Origin of the sequence: Collinsella sp. AF19-1LB (assembly GCF_003459655.1) — a bacterium.
Classification (GTDB): Bacteria; Actinomycetota; Coriobacteriia; order Coriobacteriales; family Coriobacteriaceae; genus Collinsella.
Genome location: NZ_QRWO01000011.1, coordinates 31818 through 49412 on the forward strand (window position 1 = coordinate 31818; position 17595 = coordinate 49412).

Sequence of the window (17595 nt, forward strand, 5' to 3'; positions counted from 1 at the left end):
CAGTCTCGACCGTGTTGTATGTAGAGGGACCTCGCGAGACGCCTTCCCTATATCCACCACGACCAATTGGAGGTGACACTATGCCTGCACGCCGTAACCGCAATAGCACGCTCCGATGCGATGCCGATCAGATCGAGCGGGAAGCAAAGCGCTTGGTCGACACGTATTCCGACCTCATCCTTCGATTGTGCTATTCGGCCCTTGGATCCGCTGACGACGCTCAAGACATCTGCCAAGACACGCTGATCAAGATTCTCCAACGCACTCAACCGTTCGACTCGCTCGAACACGAACGTGCTTGGGTGATCCGAGTCGCACTGAACGCATGTCGCGATATCGGCCGTACGCACGCGAATCACCCGGTTGTCGACCTCGATTCGCTCCCCGATTTCTGCGCACCCGTAACACATACCGAGCAAGAATTCGCGCAACGCGACTGCGCCATTCTTTCCGCTGTCACGGCCCTGCCTCAAGCACAGCGCATCGCCATCTTTTTGCACTACTACGCAGGCATGAGCATCAGGGAAATCGCAGACGCCGTTCACGCGACGCCAGCTGCAACCGCCCAGCACCTTAGCCGCGGACGTGCGTCACTTCGGCTTTCCTTGAAAGGAGACCACAATGACTACGAATTCGAATGACTATCGCCACGCCCTGGAGCACATTTCGTTTACCGATAATGCGAAGCAGCACATGGCAAACTCGATTGCTCAGTCCGTCGCCTCGAGCGATGCGGCGACCGCTCAAAGCAACTTTAATGGCACGCGACGCAAGCCGCGCATCGCCCGCCATCCCGTAAGAACAGTCGCTCGCATTGCCGCTGTAACGGCAGTCCTCGCTATCGTCATTGGAGGCGCTGGCACGGCTATGGCAACAGGCGTCCTGCCGCTTCCTTCTGACATGCTTTCCGACATCTTTGACGGACCTGCTTCTCAAACCGAGATCATCGACCGTATTGGCCGGCCCGTCGGTGCTAGCTGCTCCAACAACGGAGTCACCGTGACCGCCGACGCCATCATGGGCGACAAGGATATGGTTACCATCGCCTATACGCTTACGTTCGACGATCCCGCTGCCCTGAAAAAGCTTTCCGAGCCGGGCGAGAACGGAACTATCGCCGGAAGTGTCGATGGAAACGTATACGTTGATGGCGAGCATGGCGGCCAAGGCCAATCATGGCTCATTGACAAGAACCCCAATGACTCCAGCATTCAATACTTTACACAGTTCAGCGTTGAATCACCCGGCCTTATGGGCAGGACCGTCCGCACGCATATCAACTCTCTCGTTGTGCCACGTGCTGGCAAAGAGCTTCCCGAGTATAAGAAAATACTTACGGGCCCATGGGATCTTAAGTTCCAGCTGAATTACGAAGATACATCCGTTACGATTCCCGCGCCCAAATCGGTCAACTTTAACGGCACCAAGGCGACGATTCAAGAGGCCACCGTATCCTGCGTTGGCGTTTCAGTCCGCTACAACATAGATCGTTCCATCGAACACGACAACAACAGCGGCAAGATGTCTCAAAACATGGAGGAGTCTATGGATGCCGTTGGCAACATACCCCTCATCGTGACGTTCAAAGACGGTCATGTTGAGGACGCAACCAGCCACAGCGGCTATTTCGCAAATAAACTGGATAACGGCACCACTGATGTCCACAAGACCTGGCCGTTCTCGCAAGTTTGTGACACAGACAAGATTGCAAGCGTACAAATTGGCGATACGGTCATTCCCATGAATTCGTAACGCTACGCGGCTCGTATATGCACCCGGTTCCGCGCTTCGCGTCTAAAGATGCGCTGTCATCGAGCAGCGTGAGCGCAAGGCCGCCCGTATGGTCGGCTGGGAACACCTCGTTGCGCTAAAAACCACCACGAAGGGGACCGGCACCTTTGTGGTGGTTTTGCTGACTCGTCCGACCTGTCCCAACGGTTTGTCTCAATCTGTAACAGGTAGGGCCCAAATAATCGGTTAGCTGTTACAGATCGAGACAGACCACGGATGCTCAGCCGAAAATCTCAATCTGTAACAGGTAGGAACGATTTTGCCCCTTAGATGTTACAGATTGAGATATTTGACAGCTTGAATCGGCATCGCCTACAGCGCGGCGACGACCTTGTCGCCCATCGTCGTGGTGCCGAGGATCTTATCTGCCGGGGTGTTGACATCGGCGATGTCACGGGTGCGCCAGCCCTCGTCGAGCACGCGCGCCACGGCGCTCTCGATCCACGCGGCTTGCTCGCCCATGTCGAGCGCGTAGGTCAGCAGCATCGCCACCGACAAGATTTGAGCCAGCGGATTGGCCACGCCGAGCCCCGCGATGTCAGGAGCGCTGCCAGCGCTCGGCCCAAACAGCGATACGCCATCATCCAGCGAGGCAGAGGCAAGCATACCGAGCGATCCGGTAATCTGAGCCGCCTCATCGGACAGGATGTCGCCGAACATGTTCTCCGTCACCACGACGTCAAAGTCTGCCGGTCGACTGTTGAGCTGCATGGCGGCGTTGTCGACGAGCAGGTCCTCAAGCTCCACGTCGGAGTACTCCTCGTCTTGCACGCGATGCACGATCTCGCGCCACATGCGGCTCGTCTCCAGCACGTTGCGCTTATCAACGCTCGTCACCTTGCCGCGACGTTTGCGCGCCGCCTCAAATGCCTGGCGCGCAATGCGCTCAATCTCGTACTCGCGATACTCCATCACGTCGACCGCACGCTGACCGGCCGCACCCGCAGCGCCCGCGCAGGTCACGGATGCGGGCGCCAAAGTCCCACGGCATGTTGTAGCCCATCGTATCGGGGATGTTCACGACCGTGGCACCGGCCTTTACGGCCGCCTCGATAATGCGCACCAGAAACTCCTGATCGGAGCGGCCGGCATCCTCGGCATAAAACTCAACATCGTCAACGAACTTGCGAGCATGTTTGACGGCATGGATCGCTCACTCAATTGCCCTTTCCTCAGTCATATGGAGCTTGTCGCGCAGGTGACTGGTGCTCACACCCAGCCCTGTATGGATACGGGGCCTCTGGGCCGTTTTGAGCGCCTCTGCAGCCACTTCGATACCCCTGTCGACAGCGCGCGTCAGGCCGCATACCGTGCATCGGTCGCCCGCAATCTTGCCAATCTCCTGTACGGAGCGAAAGTCACCAGGACTCGAGATGGGAAAGCCCGCCTCGATAACGTCCACGTTCATGCGCACCAGCTGGCGGGCGATGAAGAGCTTTTCCTCGGTATTCATGCTGGCGCCCGGCGACTGCTCACCGTCGCACAGGGTGGCGTCAAAGATTGTGATTTTGTGGCTTATATGTTCCTCCTGATTGACCGTTTTATGACAGATGGCTTTCAGGAGAGAGAGAAGGCCTAGAGATAGAAAAATACCCGTGTCGCTCATCACGCCTGAAAGCGGCAGACGATAGCGCACCCGGGTACAACAAATCGTTATAGCGAGATTACAACCCTAGCGCGCTATCCAATCTAGTAGCGCTAGGCCTAGGAGCTGTTGCGTGTTCTTAAACATGTTGGGCTCCCTTCGGCCTCGGGTAGTACTACATCGCGCTAAAGTACAACACAAGTAAAACCACCACAAGGGTGCCTGTCCCCTTCGTGGTGGTTTCGTTGACTCAAAAGCAAGAGACCCGGTCCTGCACGAGGCAGAACCGGGTCTCTTTAGCAATGCTTGCTTTGCTCAGGCAGTAACTGTTAGTTACTCAGCCAGGAAGTCGCGCTGGATAGCGGGATCGACCTTGACGCCAGGGCCCATGGTGGAAGACACGGAGATGGACTTGACGTACTTGCCCTTAGCAGAAGAGGGCTTGACGCGCAGGATCTCGGTGTACAGGGCAGCGTAGTTCTCGACGAGCTGCTGCTCGGTGAAGGACTTCTTGCCCAGGGGCACGTGGCAGATGCCGTAGCGGTCGGCGCGGTACTCAACGCGGCCAGCCTTGAGCTCGGAGACCATCTTGGCGACGTCCATGGTCACGGTGCCGAGCTTGGGGTTCGGCATGAGGCCACGGGGACCAAGGATCTTACCGATGCGGCCAACCTTGGCCATCATGTTCGGCGTAGCGATAGCGGCGTCGAAGTTGATCTCGCCCTTCTGAATCTGGGCGACAAGCTCGTCGGAACCGATGATGTCGGCGCCGGCAGCCTCAGCCTCGCGGGCCTTCTCGCCCTCGGCGAAGACGGCAACACGAACGGTCTTGCCGGTGCCGTGGGGCAGGGAGATGGAACCACGGATGTTCTGGTCAGCCTTACGAGTATCGATGCCCAGACGGAAGTGGGCCTCGACGGTCTCGTCGAACTTGGCGGTGTCGAGCTCCTTAATGAGCTTGGCAGCCTGAAGGGGGGTGTAGAGCGTGGCGCGATCGATCTTCTCGGCAGCGGCGTTATAGCTCTTACCATGCTTAGCCATGTGCATTACCTCCTGTGGTTAAACGGGCGTGAGCCCTCCCACATCGTATCGTGTGCCCTATTGCACACATTTAACGGGCGCCCAGGTCGGAGCACCCGTCGTTACCATAAGAAATCGCTACTCAGCGATGGTGACGCCCATGGAACGGGCGGTACCGGCGATGATCTTCTTGGCGGCGTCAATGTCGTTGGCATTGAGGTCCGGCATCTTGATCTCGGCGATCTTGGTGAGCTGCTCCTGGGAGAGCTGACCAACCTTGTCGGCCTGGGGCTTAGCGGAACCAGACTTGAGGTTCAGCTCCTTCTTGATGAGGTGAGCCGCCGGCGGGGTCTTGGTGATGAAGGAGAAGGACTTATCCTCGTAGACAGAGATCTCAACGGGGATGATGTCGCCCTTCTTGTCCTGCGTCTCGGCGTTAAAGGCCTGGCAGAACTGCATGATGTTCACGCCAGCAGCGCCCAGAGCGGGGCCGACGGGAGGAGCGGGGTTAGCTGCACCAGCAGGAATCTGGAGCTTAATGACGTTGGCAACCTTCTTCTCAGCCATGGTCATTCCTTTCGAATCACGAGTGTGAAGTACTTGCTATATCGTAAGCACGCACGTGTTAGAAGCACTCCTGAGATGAGCAGTCACAGAAGAAGCACGCTCGCGCGAACGGACGAAAACTTAAGCGATGACAGCGACCTGGTTAAAGTCGAGCTCGACCGGCGTCTCGCGGCCAAAGATCATCAGCGTGACCTTGAGCTTGCCAGCCTCGGTGTTAACCTCGGAGACCTTGCCATCAAAGTCGGTAAGCGGGCCATCGGTGACGCGGACGGACGTGCCGACCTGAATATCAACCGAGGTGCGCTTGGGCGAATCGCCCTTACCGGGACGACGAGTCATCTTGTTGTACTCGTCGCGGGAAAGCGGAGCGGGCTTGCCGTTGCCGCCTAGGAAACCGGTGACGCCGGGCGTGTTGCGAACACACGTCCACGCATCGTCATCCATCTCCATGCGAACCAGGACATAACCCGGAAAGATCTTAGAATCCTTGGTCTCGCGCTTGCCGCCCTCTTTGATCTCGGTGACGCGCTCCATAGGAATCTCGATATCAAAGATACGGTCCTGCATGCCCATAGTCTCGATGCGATGCTCGAGATCGGACTTAACGCGGTTCTCGTATCCAGAGTAAGTGTGAACGACGTACCAACGCTTAGACATGGTTTAGCCCCTCAATCCAGAGAACAGAGCAAGAGCCTCGCCAAAGCCAGCATCGAGCAGAGCGATGACGACGCCGACGACGATCAGAGAAGCGCAAACGACGACCGAGTAGTTCACGAGCTCCTTCTTATCGGGCCACGTGACACGCTTCATCTCGGACTTCACCGAAGCGAAATACTTCTTGGTGCGGGCGAAGAAACCAGGCTTCTCGTTCTTCTTAGACTTCGCAGCCTTCTCGCTCTTCTTGGCAACGGCCTTCTTGGCCTCAACCTTGGAGTTGGCGGCAGCGTTGTTGGCAGGCGCCTGCTGCTGTGCCTTCTTCTTGTTCTTCTTGTTGGCCATTTGGGTTACCTCCGCGCAATGCGCTTATACATGAGTAAACCGTAAGCCCCCAAGTGGGAGCTTACGGAATAATGACTGGCACGCCAGGAAGGACTCGAACCCTCAACACTCGGTTTTGGAGACCGATGCTCTACCAATTGAACTACTGGCGTATATGACTAGAGACTAGCGAGTCTCTTTGTGCAGCGTGTGGTGACGGCACCAGGGGCAATACTTCTTGATCTCCATACGATCAGGCATGGTCGACTTGTTCTTGGTGGTCGTATAGTTGCGGCGCTTGCACTCAGTGCACGCAAGAGTAACTAGAGTACGCATGTATCCTGAACCTTTCATTTCCGCCCCGTACGGGCACGAGTTGTTACTTTATCAGCTCCACGTAAGTGCTGTCAATGAAAACCTCGAGTCAATTGGTTCTCGGTGGATCCATTCATATTTGGAACACATCAATGAAGCCATCGAGATCTAATCGACGGTGCATCCAGGACCATTATCGATCCTCTCGACACCAGCAACGGCTCAATATCCATTGCAGAAAAGAACCCGGCACCCAAATAAGTGCCGGGTTCTCTAAGTCAGCTATATCAAAGAGCTAATTTACTCAATGATCGTGGAGACGATGCCCGAACCGACGGTGTGGCCACCCTCGCGGATAGCGAAGCGCAGGCCCTCCTCCATGGCGATCGGGTGGATGAGGTCGCCCTCGATGGTGATGTGGTCACCAGGCATAGCCATCTCGGTGCCCTCGGGGAGCTTGACCGTACCGGTAACGTCGGTGGTACGGAAGTAGAACTGAGGACGATAACCATCGAAGAACGGGGTATGACGGCCGCCCTCCTCCTTGGTCAGAACGTAGATCTCACCGGTGAACTTGGTGTGCGGGGTAACCGAACCGGGCTTGCAGAGAACCTGGCCGCGCTCGATGTCCTCGCGCTTGATGCCGCGGAGCAGCAGACCGACGTTGTCGCCAGCCTCGCAGAAGTCCATGGACTTACGGAACATCTCGATACCGGTAACGACGGTGTTCTGGGTATCCTTGATGCCGACGATCTCGACGGGCTCGTTGAGCTTGAGCTCACCGCGCTCGACACGGCCGGTAGCAACGGTACCACGGCCGGAGATGGTCATAACGTCCTCAACGGCCATCAGGAACGGGAGGTCGTTGTTACGAGCAGGCGTCGGGATGTACTCGTCGACGGCGTTCATGAGCTCGCGGATAGCGTCCATCCACTTGGCGTCGCCCTCGAGAGCGCCCAGAGCGGAACCACGGATGACGGGGATGTCGTCGCCGGGGAAATCGTACTCGGAGAGGAGCTCACGGGTCTCCATCTCGACGAGGTCGATAAGCTCGTCATCGTCGACCATGTCGCACTTGTTCAGGAAGACGACGATGTAGGGAACGCCGACCTGACGGGCGAGCAGGATGTGCTCGCGAGTCTGAGCCATGGGGCCGTCGGTAGCAGCGATGACCAGGATAGCGCCGTCCATCTGAGCAGCGCCGGAGATCATGTTCTTGACGTAGTCAGCGTGGCCCGGGCAGTCAACGTGAGCGTAGTGACGGGAAGCGGTCTCGTACTCGACGTGGGAGACGGAGATCGTAATGCCGCGCTCGCGCTCCTCGGGAGCCTTGTCGATGTTCTCGAACGCAGTGAAGTCAGCCTTGCAGCCCTCGGTCTCGGAGAGAACCTTGGTGATGGCGGCGGTCAGCGTGGTCTTGCCGTGGTCGACGTGACCAATGGTGCCGATGTTAACATGCGGCTTAGTGCGCTCAAACTTCTCTTTGGCCATAAAGCCCTCCTCTTAACAGGTCGTCCCCGGACGGGACTTTGCCTTTATACCATAGTGGCCTCTCAACATACTATTGAGAAGCCACCGTGTTACCTATGGTAGCGGTGACTGGATTCGAACCAGTGACGCCACGGGTATGAACCGTGTGCTCTAACCAACTGAGCTACACCGCCGGATGGAGCCTGCAACCAGACTTGAACTGGTGACCTCTTCGTTACCAACGAAGTGCTCTACCGACTGAGCTATACAGGCACTTGACGGGTGGGAGCTATAGGATTCGAACCTATGTAGGCAGAGCCAACGGGTTTACAGCCCGTCCCCATTAACCACTCGGGCAAACTCCCAATCGTTCAAGTATCCGCAGGTCCTTTGGTCTTTTGGACCGCCGCCCCCGCGAACGAAAAAGATAATACGATGCAACCTTGGGGGCTGTCAACGAAAACCTCTAGATACACGGTTCCGGGCGTATCTATATAGCCGTGACCTGCGGTTTTATTGAGTTTGGATATGAAGGACGGTGGTTTTGGATACAGAGGTGACATTTCCCAAGGTAACACTTTGGCGTAGTGGAGTACACCTTCAGGATCGAACTTCGATAACAGCCTATTTGCACCTATATATAGGTCGAGATCGGGCTTCCGTGGCAGATTCGAGTGTGGATTTTCTTCCGTTTGAAATCGAGCGTGGACAATCTCCCACTATTGGCGTGCCCCCAAGGCCAAAGTGGCAGATTATCCACGATCATTCACTAAGCGGGAGATTTTCCACGCTCGTACGTCCGATAATCCACGCTCAGGGGGGGGCAGCCGAGCTCGACACGGCTTTTGTCTCGATCTGTAACATATAGAGAACATTTTCTCCCCTATCTGTTACAGGTCGAGATATTACGCAGAGACCCCAGCTTACGTCTCAATCTGTAACAGTAAGAACGGTTTTCAGCCTCTTCGTGTTACAGACCGAGATGTTATCGTCCGTCCCTTGGCAATGTCTCGATCTGTAACAATAAGGAGGGTCTTCAGCCCGCCCGTGTTACAGATCGAGACAAACCTAAAGCCTGGTGGGAGTCAAACCCGCTGACATGTCAACATAAATAGAAACGGGCCCTGTCCCATATAGAGACAGAGCCCGAAACTCTCATGGAGCCAGTGACAGGAATCGAACCTGCAACCCACTGATTACAAATCAGTTGCGCTACCGTTGCGCCACACTGGCACACTTGGCGCTTTCGCGCGAAGCCAATTAAGAATAAAGGAATTGCTGACAAGGCGCAACAGACCCTTTGACCGACCACATCTCAAAACTATTCGTCAGAACGAATAGTTTTATCCGTTCGCCAAAACCAAAAACTATTCGTATTGGCGACGGCAACCCACAGTCCATTGATTACAAATCAACGGGCCGGCCAATTGGGAAACGGGTCTCTATGGATACTCCCCTACCGGCCGCGCAGGGCCTTGAGCTTGGCCAGGGCATCGGGGCTCAGGCGACTGCCCAGAGTCATCTTGATCTGCGGGGCTTCCTCTGCCTCGTGAACGTCGTTATCGATCTGTTTGATCTCGTCCACCAGCATGCGGCTCGAGATGCGCGTGACGCCCTTGCCCATGACGACGGCCTGGATCGTGCCGTCGCTCGACACCACGGAGCACGCGCGACCTTCCTCGCGCGCCTCGATGCAGAGCTTCTGCACCACGGTATCGGCAGAGACGCCCGTCGGCGAAAACTCGATGCGCACGCCGCGGGCCGGCAGGTTGGGGCGCTCGCTGGAGATGTTGCCCGCGCCGTCGAACACGATCACGGCCTCGTAACGGCCCTGGGCAAACGCCGCGACATCGTTGATGAGCGCAGTACGAGCCATATCGTGGACGTCGCTGGAATACGGATCGTCGGAATGGTCGTACACGAGCTTTTCGTAGCGCGGCGTGCAGTGAATCACGTTGTAGCCGTCGACCACCAGCAGCTCGGGCTTATTGGAGTGCACCGTCGAGACCGGATCGGCGATAGCCTGCGCAAACGCATTGCCGCCCACGCCATAGGTCGCGGCCGAAACAATTGGCTTGGCCGAGCCCTCGCCAAAGCGCTTGGCCTTGGACTTGGCGCGGTTCTTCTTGGACATGCGCTACTCCTCCCCCATGAGCTCGCCGGCATTGCGGCGCAGCCACTCAAAGCACAGCGCGGTGGTCGCCTGGGCCACATTGAGACTCTCGGTCATGCCGCGCTGGGGAAGCTTGGTCAAAAAGTCGCATTTCTCGAGCACCAGGCGCGAGATGCCGTCGCCCTCGGAGCCCATGACGAGCGCAACGCGGCCCTCGAAGGGAGCATCCCAGCAGCTGCCCTCGGCGTGCTCGGAAGCACCGCCCACCCAAAAGCCAGCAGCCTTGAGGTCGTCGAGCGCTCGAGCGATGTTGGGAACCTGTGCGATGGGCAGATGCATAACGGCACCAGCAGAGGTTTTGTAGCTGCCCACGGTCACACCGGCGGCGCGCTTGTTGGCAATGATGACGCCCACCGCGCCCACGACCTCGGCAGAGCGCACGATGGCACCAAAGTTACCGTCGTCGGTCACATGGTCGAGTACGACGACGAGCGCCGGGCCGTCACCCGCGCGGTCAAGGATATCGGCGACGTCCGCATAGGGGAAATTACCCACCTCGAGCGCAATGCCCTGATGAGCGCCATGGCTCGACAGCGCATCGAGCTGCGCGCGCGGCACATACTTAATGCGGACGTCCGCGGCGTTGAGATCGTCGACCAGGCGCGACAAGGCAGCATCGCGCTCCCCGCCCTCGGCGATGAGCGCGCACTTGATGGGAAAACCAGTGCGTAGCGCCTCGGCGGCAGCACGACGACCTTCGATAAACTCGCCCTTGGGAACCTCGACGTTATCGCGGCTACGCTCGCGCTGCGAGCGAGCAGCCTGTGAGCGCTCGCGCTGGCCCTTGGGAGCGGCAGCGCGGTCGTTGCAGCGAATCGGACGCGAGCCAGAAGCAGCCTGCTTGCCTCCACGCGGTGCACGTTTGCGATTGTCGGCCATAAAACGGCCTCCTTAACACAATTATCAAACGAAACAAAATAAACGACCGCCCATGAATATTAATTCGGGCGGTCGGTACGGGTTTTCCAAGTGCCCGAGATGGCCGTGAAAGAGGAGCGACGCGTACTTGAGTACGCGAGCGACGGTTTGAACGGCAAGGTCGGGCGCTTGGGAAACCCGCGGGGATTAGAGAGATTTGATACGGGTGCCGGCGGCGGTATCTTCAATCGTCAGCCCGAGGTCCTTGAGCTGGTCGCGGATGGCGTCGGCCAGATCCCAGTTCTTGGCGGCACGGGCCTCGGCGCGGGCCTCGAGAATCTTGGCAGCGGCCTCGTCCACGTCGTCACCCGTGTAGGCGACCAGGCCGGCGGCAACGCCCAGCAGGCCCAGCGGCAACTCGACCTTGGGCTCGGGGAGCTCGACGCCAAACGTATCGAGCAGCTCGACCAGCGTATCGGCAGCAGCAAGCGCAGCGGCCTTGTCGGCAGCATCGCCCGCCTGCTCCAGGTACTGGTTGCACTCGGTCACAAAGCCAAAGACAGCACCCATGGCACCGGCAGTGTTAAAGTCGTCGTCCATGCACTCCTTAAAGGCGGCACGGGTCTCGGCGGCCTTGGCGGCAAACGCCTCAGATGCTGCCTCATCGGCATCGGCCGCCGCATGGTTCGCGGCCCAGCGCAGGTTCTCGACCGTACCGGCGATACGCGTAAGCGAGTTCTCGGCACCCTCCAGGCGCTCCCAAGAAAAGTCGAGCGGCGAGCGATAGCTCGTCTGCAGCATCAGCAGGCGCAGGGCCGCAGCAGAGTGCTGTTCGAGCACCTCGGCCAGCGTAAAGAAGTTTCCGAGCGACTTGGACATCTTCTCGCCGTCTACCAGCAGCATGCCCGTGTGCATCCAGGTGTTGGAGAAACCCTGGTGCCAGGCGCAGGTGGCCTGGGCACACTCGTTCTCGTGATGCGGGAAGGCAAGGTCGGAGCCGCCGCCGTGGATGTCGATCGGGGTGCCCAGGTAGCGATGCACCATGGCGGCGCACTCGGTGTGCCAACCGGGACGGCCTTCGCCCCAGGGGCTCGGCCAGCTGGGCTCGCCGGGCTTGGCGGCCTTCCACAGGGCAAAGTCGAGCGGGTCGTTCTTGTCCTCGTTCTCCTCGATGCGCGCGCCAACCATCAGATTGTCGATGTTGCGGCCCGAAACCTGACCATAGTTGGGATCGCTGCGCACGGCAAAGTACACGTCGCCGTTATCGGCGGCGTAGGCATGGCCCTGCTCGATAAGCGTCTTGATCATAGCGATCATGGGGCCGATCTCCTTGGTGGCGCGGGGGCGCACATCGGGATCGAGCACGTTGGCGGCACGCATGACGCCGATGAACTTGTCGGAGAACTCCGTCGCGACCTCGGCGGCCGTGCGGCCCTGCTCGTTGGCGCGCTTGATGATCTTGTCATCGACATCGGTGAGGTTCTGGGCGAACGTGACCTCGTAGCCGCTCGCGATGAGCCAGCGACGAATCACGTCAAAGCTGATGAACGTGCGAGCATTGCCGATGTGGATGTTGTCGTAGACCGTGGGGCCGCACACGTACATGCGAACCTTGCCGGACTCGATGGGCTGGAACTCTTCCTTTTTATGGGTAGCGCTGTTGTAGATACGCATTCGTTACTCCTTAACGGTTTTCTGTAGCAGGCAGACGGCCCAGGCGCCAATTCCCTCGCCTTGGCCTTCCCAACCGAGCTTTTCGGTCGTGGTGGCGGCGACGCCCACGTTTTCGACGTCGACACCCAGGGCATGGGCAAGGTTGGCGCGCATGGCATCGCGGTGCGGAGTGATCTTGGGTTGCTGGCAGGCAATGGTGCAATCGGCATCGACAAACTCAAAGCCAAGCTCGCGCGCATAGTCCATCACGCGAGCGAGCAGCACCATCGAATCGGCACCCTCGTAGGCGGGATCGGTGTCGGGGAATAGCTTGCCGATATCTCCCCCGCGGCAGGCGCCCAGAATGGCGTCGGCCAAGGCGTGCGCGAGCACATCGGCATCCGAGTGGCCCAGCAGGCCGCGCTCGTAGGGAATGTCAACCCCGCCGATGATACATCGACGCCCCTCCACCAAACGGTGGACGTCGTAGCCGTGGCCAATGCGCAGGTTACTGAACATGGGGAAGGTCCTCTCCCTCGGCCATGCGACCGAGCAGAATCGCGGTTACGGGACGCAGGTCCTCGGGCACCGTCACCTTAAGGTTATCGCGCGGGCTCTGGACACAGCGGACGCGCCCGCCCATGCGCTCGACCAGCGATGAATCGTCGGTGCCGATAAAGCCCTCGGCGATAGCAGCGGCGTGAGCGCGCTTCATGGCGTCGACGCTAAAGATCTGCGGCGTCTGCGCGGCCCAATAGAGCTCGCGCGGCGGCGTCTCGACGATGTTGTCGCCATCGACGATCTTGAGCGTGTCGATGGCAGGCTGGCCGCACACGACGCCGTCGAGGGCACGGTCGCCCACAAGCACGTCGATCGCATGATCGATGGCCTCGGTCGTAATGAGCGGACGGGCGCCGTCGTGGATGGCGACATATTCGAAACCCGCCGGAGCCGCATGCACGCCGGCACGGGTGGAATCCTGGCGGGTCTCGCCGGCATCGGCAAAGCTGATGGGCGTGTCATAGTCAAACGGGTCGATGGCCAGGCGGCGCATCTCGGCACGGCGCTCGGAAGGACACACCACCACGATGTGGCCGACCTTATTGCTACGGTCAAATGCGCGGATAGACCAGCTCATGAGCGGACGGCCCGCCACGTTAACGAGCTGCTTGCCGCCGGGATTTCCAAAGCGCTGGCCACTGCCGCCGGCAACGACCACGGCGCATACGGGCGCCATTATGCGTTCCCCTGTTTGGTGCCCTTCATGCGGTACAGGGAGTCCGCAAGAATGGCAGGGTTGTTGACGCCAAAGTCGCCTAGGCGCTCCGGATCCTCGCTGATGTCGTCCATGAGCTCCTGCAGCGATCCATACTCGTCGACGATCTTCTCGGCCACGCCGTCGCGCACGACGGACACGCGCGAAAGCGTGCGCAGGCCCAGCGGTGTCATGACGGAGTCCTCGTCCAGGTCGTCGTAACCCAGAACCGCCGCCACATGCTGCGGGTCGGACAAGTCCTTGGGCGTCATACGGCTCAGGTTGGCGCGGATCTTTTCGGCATTGGCCTCGGAGGAATCGCTCGCATAGTCGCGAATCATCAGGTCGTACTCGGTATCCATGCTGGAGCCGGCGAGCTGCTCGAGCTGCATCTGCACGAGCTTGCCCTGGTTGCCCAGCTTGACAATGCAATCCTTAAGTTCGGTCTTTGCCTGCTGCATGATCTCGAAGCTCGAGAAAATCCCGGTAATGTCGGCGAGCGTAACGTAGTCGTCGAGCTCGAGGGCCGTCAGGCGCAGCAGGGAGCGGTCGAGCGACTGACGGGTAGTCTGGAGCGTGGCGACGAGCTGGTTGACCGAGCTCATGATGGTGGTGACGGGCTGGATCTCGTAGCTCTTGCCGTGAACGTACACGTTGACGACGGCACGACGGGCCGAGACCGAGATCACGATGGCATCCGTGAGCACCGACATGCGGGCGGCGGTGCGGTGACGCATGCCCGTCTCACTCGTGGCAAGCGAGGGATCGGGATTGAGGTGGAAGTTGGCGCGCAGGATCTGGGTGAGGTCGCCGTCGATGACGATGGCGCCGTCCATCTTGGAAAGCTCGAACAGGCGGTTCGAGGTAAACGAAATGTTGAGCGGGAAGCCGTCGTTACCAGCAGCGAGCACGTTTTCGGTGTCGCCGACGCAAATAAGAGCGCCCAGGTGACCAGCAATGATCATGTCGAGGGCGGTGCGGATCGGCTGGCCAGGTGCCGTCAGGCGGATGGCCTGTTCCATACGCTTTTGCAGCTCGTTCTTATCCAAGGCATCGCTCCCATCGTATACGCTCCATAAACGTCAATAAGTTTCTCACGGTTTGCCTCTGTGACGCCCGCAAAATCCGATGCTTACAGAATGAGCGAACACAGCTGAGAGCCCCAATCCAAATGAGCTGCTTATGTGGTAGCATCGGGATTCGCATAAATGAGGGAGTAGTCGCGTGATCGGGTTCGCCTCCGGTGGCGCGGCAAGTCAACACACTGGCCGATGCGGCCTGGCTTGCCTTAATGAACGAGACTCGTGGCTGTGCGCGCAACGCGTACGCCACGGGTCTTTTTTGTTACTCCCCCAAGAGGTACACGCGGGCCCGCCCGCAGAGAGGGAGCCAGACTATGGGACTCGCAGAGCTCGTGCTGCTCGCCGTTGGCCTTTCGATGGATGCCTTTGCCGTATCCATCTGCAAGGGCCTTGGCATGAAGAAGATCAACCTTAAAGTCGCCGTGGTGCTCGGCCTGTTCTTTGGCGGCTTTCAGGCCGGCATGCCCGTAATCGGATGGGCGCTTGGCAGTCAATTCATGGGCATCATCGGACCCATCGACCATTGGATTGCCTTTATCCTTTTGGCCTTTATCGGCGGCAAAATGCTGTGGGAAGCCTTTACCGAGGACGAGAATGAAGGCGACGGCAAGGATGCCGAAAAGATTGACCTGGGCGAGTACCTGATCCTCGCCATCGCCACCTCAATCGACGCCCTAGCCGTAGGCATCTCATTTGCGGCGCTCTCGGTTGACATCGTTCCCGCTGTATCGCTTATCGGCGTCACAACGTTTATCTTCTCCGTCGCCGGCGTAGCGATCGGCCACACCTTTGGCGCGCGCTACGAAAAACCTGCCACCATCGTGGGCGGCATCGTGCTCATCCTCATCGGACTTAAGATCTTGCTTGAGCATCTGGGGATTTTGGCGCTGTAACGCCAAACACAATCGCTCAAAACTCAACGCCAGTACAAGGCCTCATGCAAAGTTTTGCATGAGGCCTTTTCGTGCAGACTTTTGCATGTCATACTGATATGCAAAAGTCTGCATGTTGGAGATCGCCATGGATACCCTTCCCATCACCACACCACGCCAAGCTGGCATCTATGTGCGTCAGGCACGCGAGTCGCAGGAAATCACCCGTGCGGCCCTCGCTAAAAAAGCCGGCGTTTCGGAGCGCCTGCTCGCATCGCTCGAGCTAGGAGACGCCACGGGTATTCGGCTCGACAAGTTGCTGTCCGTCTTTAATGCACTCGGCATAGGTCTCTTTGCGCAAAGCGATAACGACTCCATCGCATCGCCCTCCGAACATCCGACGACGAAAGCGGACCTCCCTATCGCGAACTCGAATGCCCTGCCAAAGCCAAGCGTAGGCAGACGACCCGCTCGACAGGGAACGCCATCTTCCTATGGTGCCTTGCTGGCCCAAATCGCAGCCGAGCAAGGCCTTTCCGGCACTTCAGGCCTCTCCTTTGGCTGTAAGGTTGTGAAATAAATGGCAGAGATGGAGCTTGCAACCCTCATTTGTGGCGAAATCGCAGGCACTCTCCGGCAAGACAAGCATGGACTCTGCAGCTTTGTATACGCCCCAACCTATCGCGGAGCACCGCTATCGCTAACAATGCCGCTTTCCAATCGCACGTATGGCCATAACATCGTCCGCCCGTTCCTATTTGGCCTTTTGCCCGACAGTCAAGAGCAGCGTCGCGCTATTGCCGCCGAGTATGACGTTGCATCCAACAACCCCGTCGCCCTCTTGTGCCATATCGGTCTTGACTGCGCAGGGGCCGTTCAGTTTTGTCGAACCGATCAATTAGGCGCCGCCCGCGGCAGGGTCTCGGCATACCGCCCGCTTACCAATTCTCAAATCGCTCACAAGCTCAAAGCAATTCGCGATGACGAAAGAGAGACATGGATGGGCTCCAACGAAAGCTGGTCCCTGGGCGGCAACCAAGGCAAATTTGCACTAGCTTGGCATGATGGCCAATGGTGCGAATGTCTAGGGTCATCCCCCACTACCCATATCTTCAAAAATGGTGTCGTTGGGTTCAAACATCAGGCCTTAAACGAATTCGTCTGCATGAAAACGGCTCGGCGTGTTGGCATTCCAACTGCCAACGTCTCCTATTGCACATTTGAAGACGAAGCCGCGCTCGTCGTTGAACGGTACGACAGAATGGTCAATAGCAGCGGAAATATCGAAAGGCTGCATCAGGAGGACTTTTGCCAGGCGCTCGGTGTATTGCCAAGCCAGAAATACACCGCCGACGGAGGACCAACCACACGAGACATCCAAGAACGACTGATTAACACAGTCCCCCACCACATGAATCTTGTGCTTTTTACCTATATGTTGTTCTATAACGCCATTATCGGAGCGCCTGACGCACACGCTAAAAACTACTCGCTCATCCTAGGTAAAGGCACAAACGCAGCGCTCGCACCCATGTACGATGTCGCATCGGGCTTGGCGTACGAGCGTATGCGCCGCCGGGCGCGCCTTGCCATGAGCGTTGGCGGCGAAAATCGAGTGGGGCGCATCGGTCCAGGCGCTATCCGCCGATACCACGGTATGGGCGACCCCGCGCTGGAGGCGGCGCTCACCGATGCCGGGCTATCCGAGAAGTTTTGCTTTGCGACCATGATGGACCTCGCCTACGAGGTGCCCATTTGCATGGAAGAGATCATGGACGAACACGCCGACCTGCCCGGCATGGCGGACCTGCGCGAGCACATGCTCGGCCCCGTCCGCGAAAACTGCCAGCGCACCCTCGACCTCATCAAGGCGGATATGGGCTAGGCGCCAATCAATCCACATTTCTTAAAAGAAGAGGGGGGCACCCGTCGCAAAAGTTCGGATGCCCCCTCTCGTAATGTCATTTGCAATCCGC

Annotated in this window: 18 protein-coding genes, 5 tRNA genes and 1 pseudogene; 5 read left to right on the plus strand and 19 right to left on the minus strand. The window is 58.5% G+C overall.

The window, feature by feature from the left end; translation table 11 throughout:
• The first annotated feature begins 80 nt into the window (after positions 1–80).
• Together DWX39_RS04475 and DWX39_RS04480 are read left to right on the plus strand one after the other, a co-directional pair.
• Complete coding sequence (locus DWX39_RS04475; protein WP_117583099.1) at positions 81–641, plus strand: RNA polymerase sigma factor; 561 nt, start codon at positions 81–83, stop codon at positions 639–641.
• Positions 622–1752 carry a DUF4179 domain-containing protein gene (locus DWX39_RS04480; RefSeq protein WP_117758648.1) on the plus strand — a complete coding sequence of 377 codons (1131 nt, stop codon included), beginning with the start codon at positions 622–624 and terminating at the stop codon, positions 1750–1752. The genes DWX39_RS04475 and DWX39_RS04480 overlap by 20 nt, the downstream gene beginning before the upstream one ends.
• Positions 1753–2103: 351 nt before the next feature.
• Here the strand turns inward: DWX39_RS04480 and DWX39_RS04485 are convergent, their stop codons facing one another.
• From DWX39_RS04485 to disA, 19 genes and pseudogenes are all read right to left on the minus strand, one after another.
• Positions 2104–2754, minus strand: a complete 651-nt coding sequence (locus DWX39_RS04485; RefSeq protein ID WP_233508878.1) for an isocitrate/isopropylmalate family dehydrogenase — start codon at positions 2752–2754, stop codon at positions 2104–2106.
• Positions 2678–3397: pseudogene (locus tag DWX39_RS04490) on the minus strand (hypothetical protein). The gene DWX39_RS04485 and the pseudogene DWX39_RS04490 overlap by 77 nt, the downstream one beginning before the upstream one ends.
• A 312-nt stretch (positions 3398–3709) precedes the next feature.
• On the minus strand, positions 3710–4417 hold the full coding sequence (rplA, locus tag DWX39_RS04495; protein ID WP_117736544.1) for a 50S ribosomal protein L1: 708 nt from the start codon (positions 4415–4417) through the stop codon (positions 3710–3712).
• Positions 4418–4534: 117 nt separating this feature from the next.
• Positions 4535–4963 carry a 50S ribosomal protein L11 gene (gene rplK, locus DWX39_RS04500; RefSeq protein ID WP_022093893.1) on the minus strand — a complete coding sequence of 143 codons (429 nt, stop codon included), beginning with the start codon at positions 4961–4963 and terminating at the stop codon, positions 4535–4537.
• A 120-nt stretch (positions 4964–5083) separates the two neighbouring features.
• Complete coding sequence (gene nusG / locus DWX39_RS04505; protein ID WP_006234984.1) at positions 5084–5620, minus strand: transcription termination/antitermination protein NusG; 537 nt, start codon at positions 5618–5620, stop codon at positions 5084–5086.
• A gap of 3 nt (positions 5621–5623) precedes the next feature.
• Positions 5624–5962, minus strand: a complete 339-nt coding sequence (gene secE / locus DWX39_RS04510) for a preprotein translocase subunit SecE (RefSeq protein WP_089572519.1) — start codon at positions 5960–5962, stop codon at positions 5624–5626.
• A 76-nt stretch (positions 5963–6038) separates the two neighbouring features.
• Positions 6039–6114, minus strand: a tRNA-Trp gene (locus DWX39_RS04515).
• A gap of 13 nt (positions 6115–6127) precedes the next feature.
• Positions 6128–6277, minus strand: a complete 150-nt coding sequence (gene rpmG / locus DWX39_RS04520; RefSeq protein WP_022093895.1) for a 50S ribosomal protein L33 — start codon at positions 6275–6277, stop codon at positions 6128–6130.
• A 279-nt stretch (positions 6278–6556) separates the two neighbouring features.
• Positions 6557–7747, minus strand: coding sequence for an elongation factor Tu (tuf, locus tag DWX39_RS04525; protein WP_089572520.1), 1191 nt, complete (start codon positions 7745–7747; stop codon positions 6557–6559).
• 96 nt (positions 7748–7843) lie between these two features.
• A tRNA-Met gene (locus DWX39_RS04530) sits at positions 7844–7920 on the minus strand.
• 3 nt (positions 7921–7923) lie between these two features.
• Positions 7924–7999, minus strand: a tRNA-Thr gene (locus tag DWX39_RS04535).
• 10 nt (positions 8000–8009) lie between these two features.
• Positions 8010–8091 (minus strand) — tRNA-Tyr (locus DWX39_RS04540).
• 793 nt (positions 8092–8884) lie between these two features.
• Positions 8885–8959 (minus strand) — tRNA-Thr (locus DWX39_RS04545).
• 223 nt (positions 8960–9182) lie between these two features.
• The gene (locus tag DWX39_RS04550) at positions 9183–9860 is read right to left on the minus strand and encodes an NYN domain-containing protein (protein ID WP_006234978.1); all 678 of its coding nucleotides are present in this window, start codon (positions 9858–9860) and stop codon (positions 9183–9185) included.
• Positions 9861–9863: 3 nt separating this feature from the next.
• Entirely contained in the window at positions 9864–10778 is a 915-nt protein-coding gene (gene rlmB, locus DWX39_RS04555; protein WP_117758649.1) for a 23S rRNA (guanosine(2251)-2'-O)-methyltransferase RlmB, read from the minus strand.
• 186 nt (positions 10779–10964) lie between these two features.
• Positions 10965–12431, minus strand: coding sequence for a cysteine--tRNA ligase (cysS, locus tag DWX39_RS04560; protein ID WP_117758650.1), 1467 nt, complete (start codon positions 12429–12431; stop codon positions 10965–10967).
• Positions 12432–12434: 3 nt separating this feature from the next.
• Complete coding sequence (ispF, locus tag DWX39_RS04565) at positions 12435–12929, minus strand: 2-C-methyl-D-erythritol 2,4-cyclodiphosphate synthase (RefSeq protein WP_006234975.1); 495 nt, start codon at positions 12927–12929, stop codon at positions 12435–12437.
• Positions 12919–13647, minus strand: coding sequence for a 2-C-methyl-D-erythritol 4-phosphate cytidylyltransferase (gene ispD / locus DWX39_RS04570; RefSeq protein WP_117758651.1), 729 nt, complete (start codon positions 13645–13647; stop codon positions 12919–12921). Before ispD ends, ispF begins: the two co-directional genes overlap by 11 nt.
• A complete protein-coding gene (disA, locus tag DWX39_RS04575) occupies positions 13647–14687 on the minus strand; it encodes a DNA integrity scanning diadenylate cyclase DisA (protein WP_369831362.1) in 1041 nt (346 codons plus the stop codon). The genes ispD and disA overlap by 1 nt, the downstream gene beginning before the upstream one ends.
• A gap of 374 nt (positions 14688–15061) precedes the next feature.
• Between disA and DWX39_RS04580 the strand changes: the two genes are divergently transcribed.
• From DWX39_RS04580 to DWX39_RS04590, 3 genes are all read left to right on the plus strand, one after another.
• The gene (locus DWX39_RS04580) at positions 15062–15640 is read left to right on the plus strand and encodes a manganese efflux pump MntP family protein (RefSeq protein WP_117758652.1); all 579 of its coding nucleotides are present in this window, start codon (positions 15062–15064) and stop codon (positions 15638–15640) included.
• A 127-nt stretch (positions 15641–15767) separates the two neighbouring features.
• Positions 15768–16199, plus strand: a complete 432-nt coding sequence (locus tag DWX39_RS04585; protein WP_117775884.1) for a helix-turn-helix domain-containing protein — start codon at positions 15768–15770, stop codon at positions 16197–16199.
• On the plus strand, positions 16200–17504 hold the full coding sequence (locus tag DWX39_RS04590) for a type II toxin-antitoxin system HipA family toxin (protein ID WP_117758654.1): 1305 nt from the start codon (positions 16200–16202) through the stop codon (positions 17502–17504).
• Positions 17505–17595 lie beyond the last annotated feature (91 nt).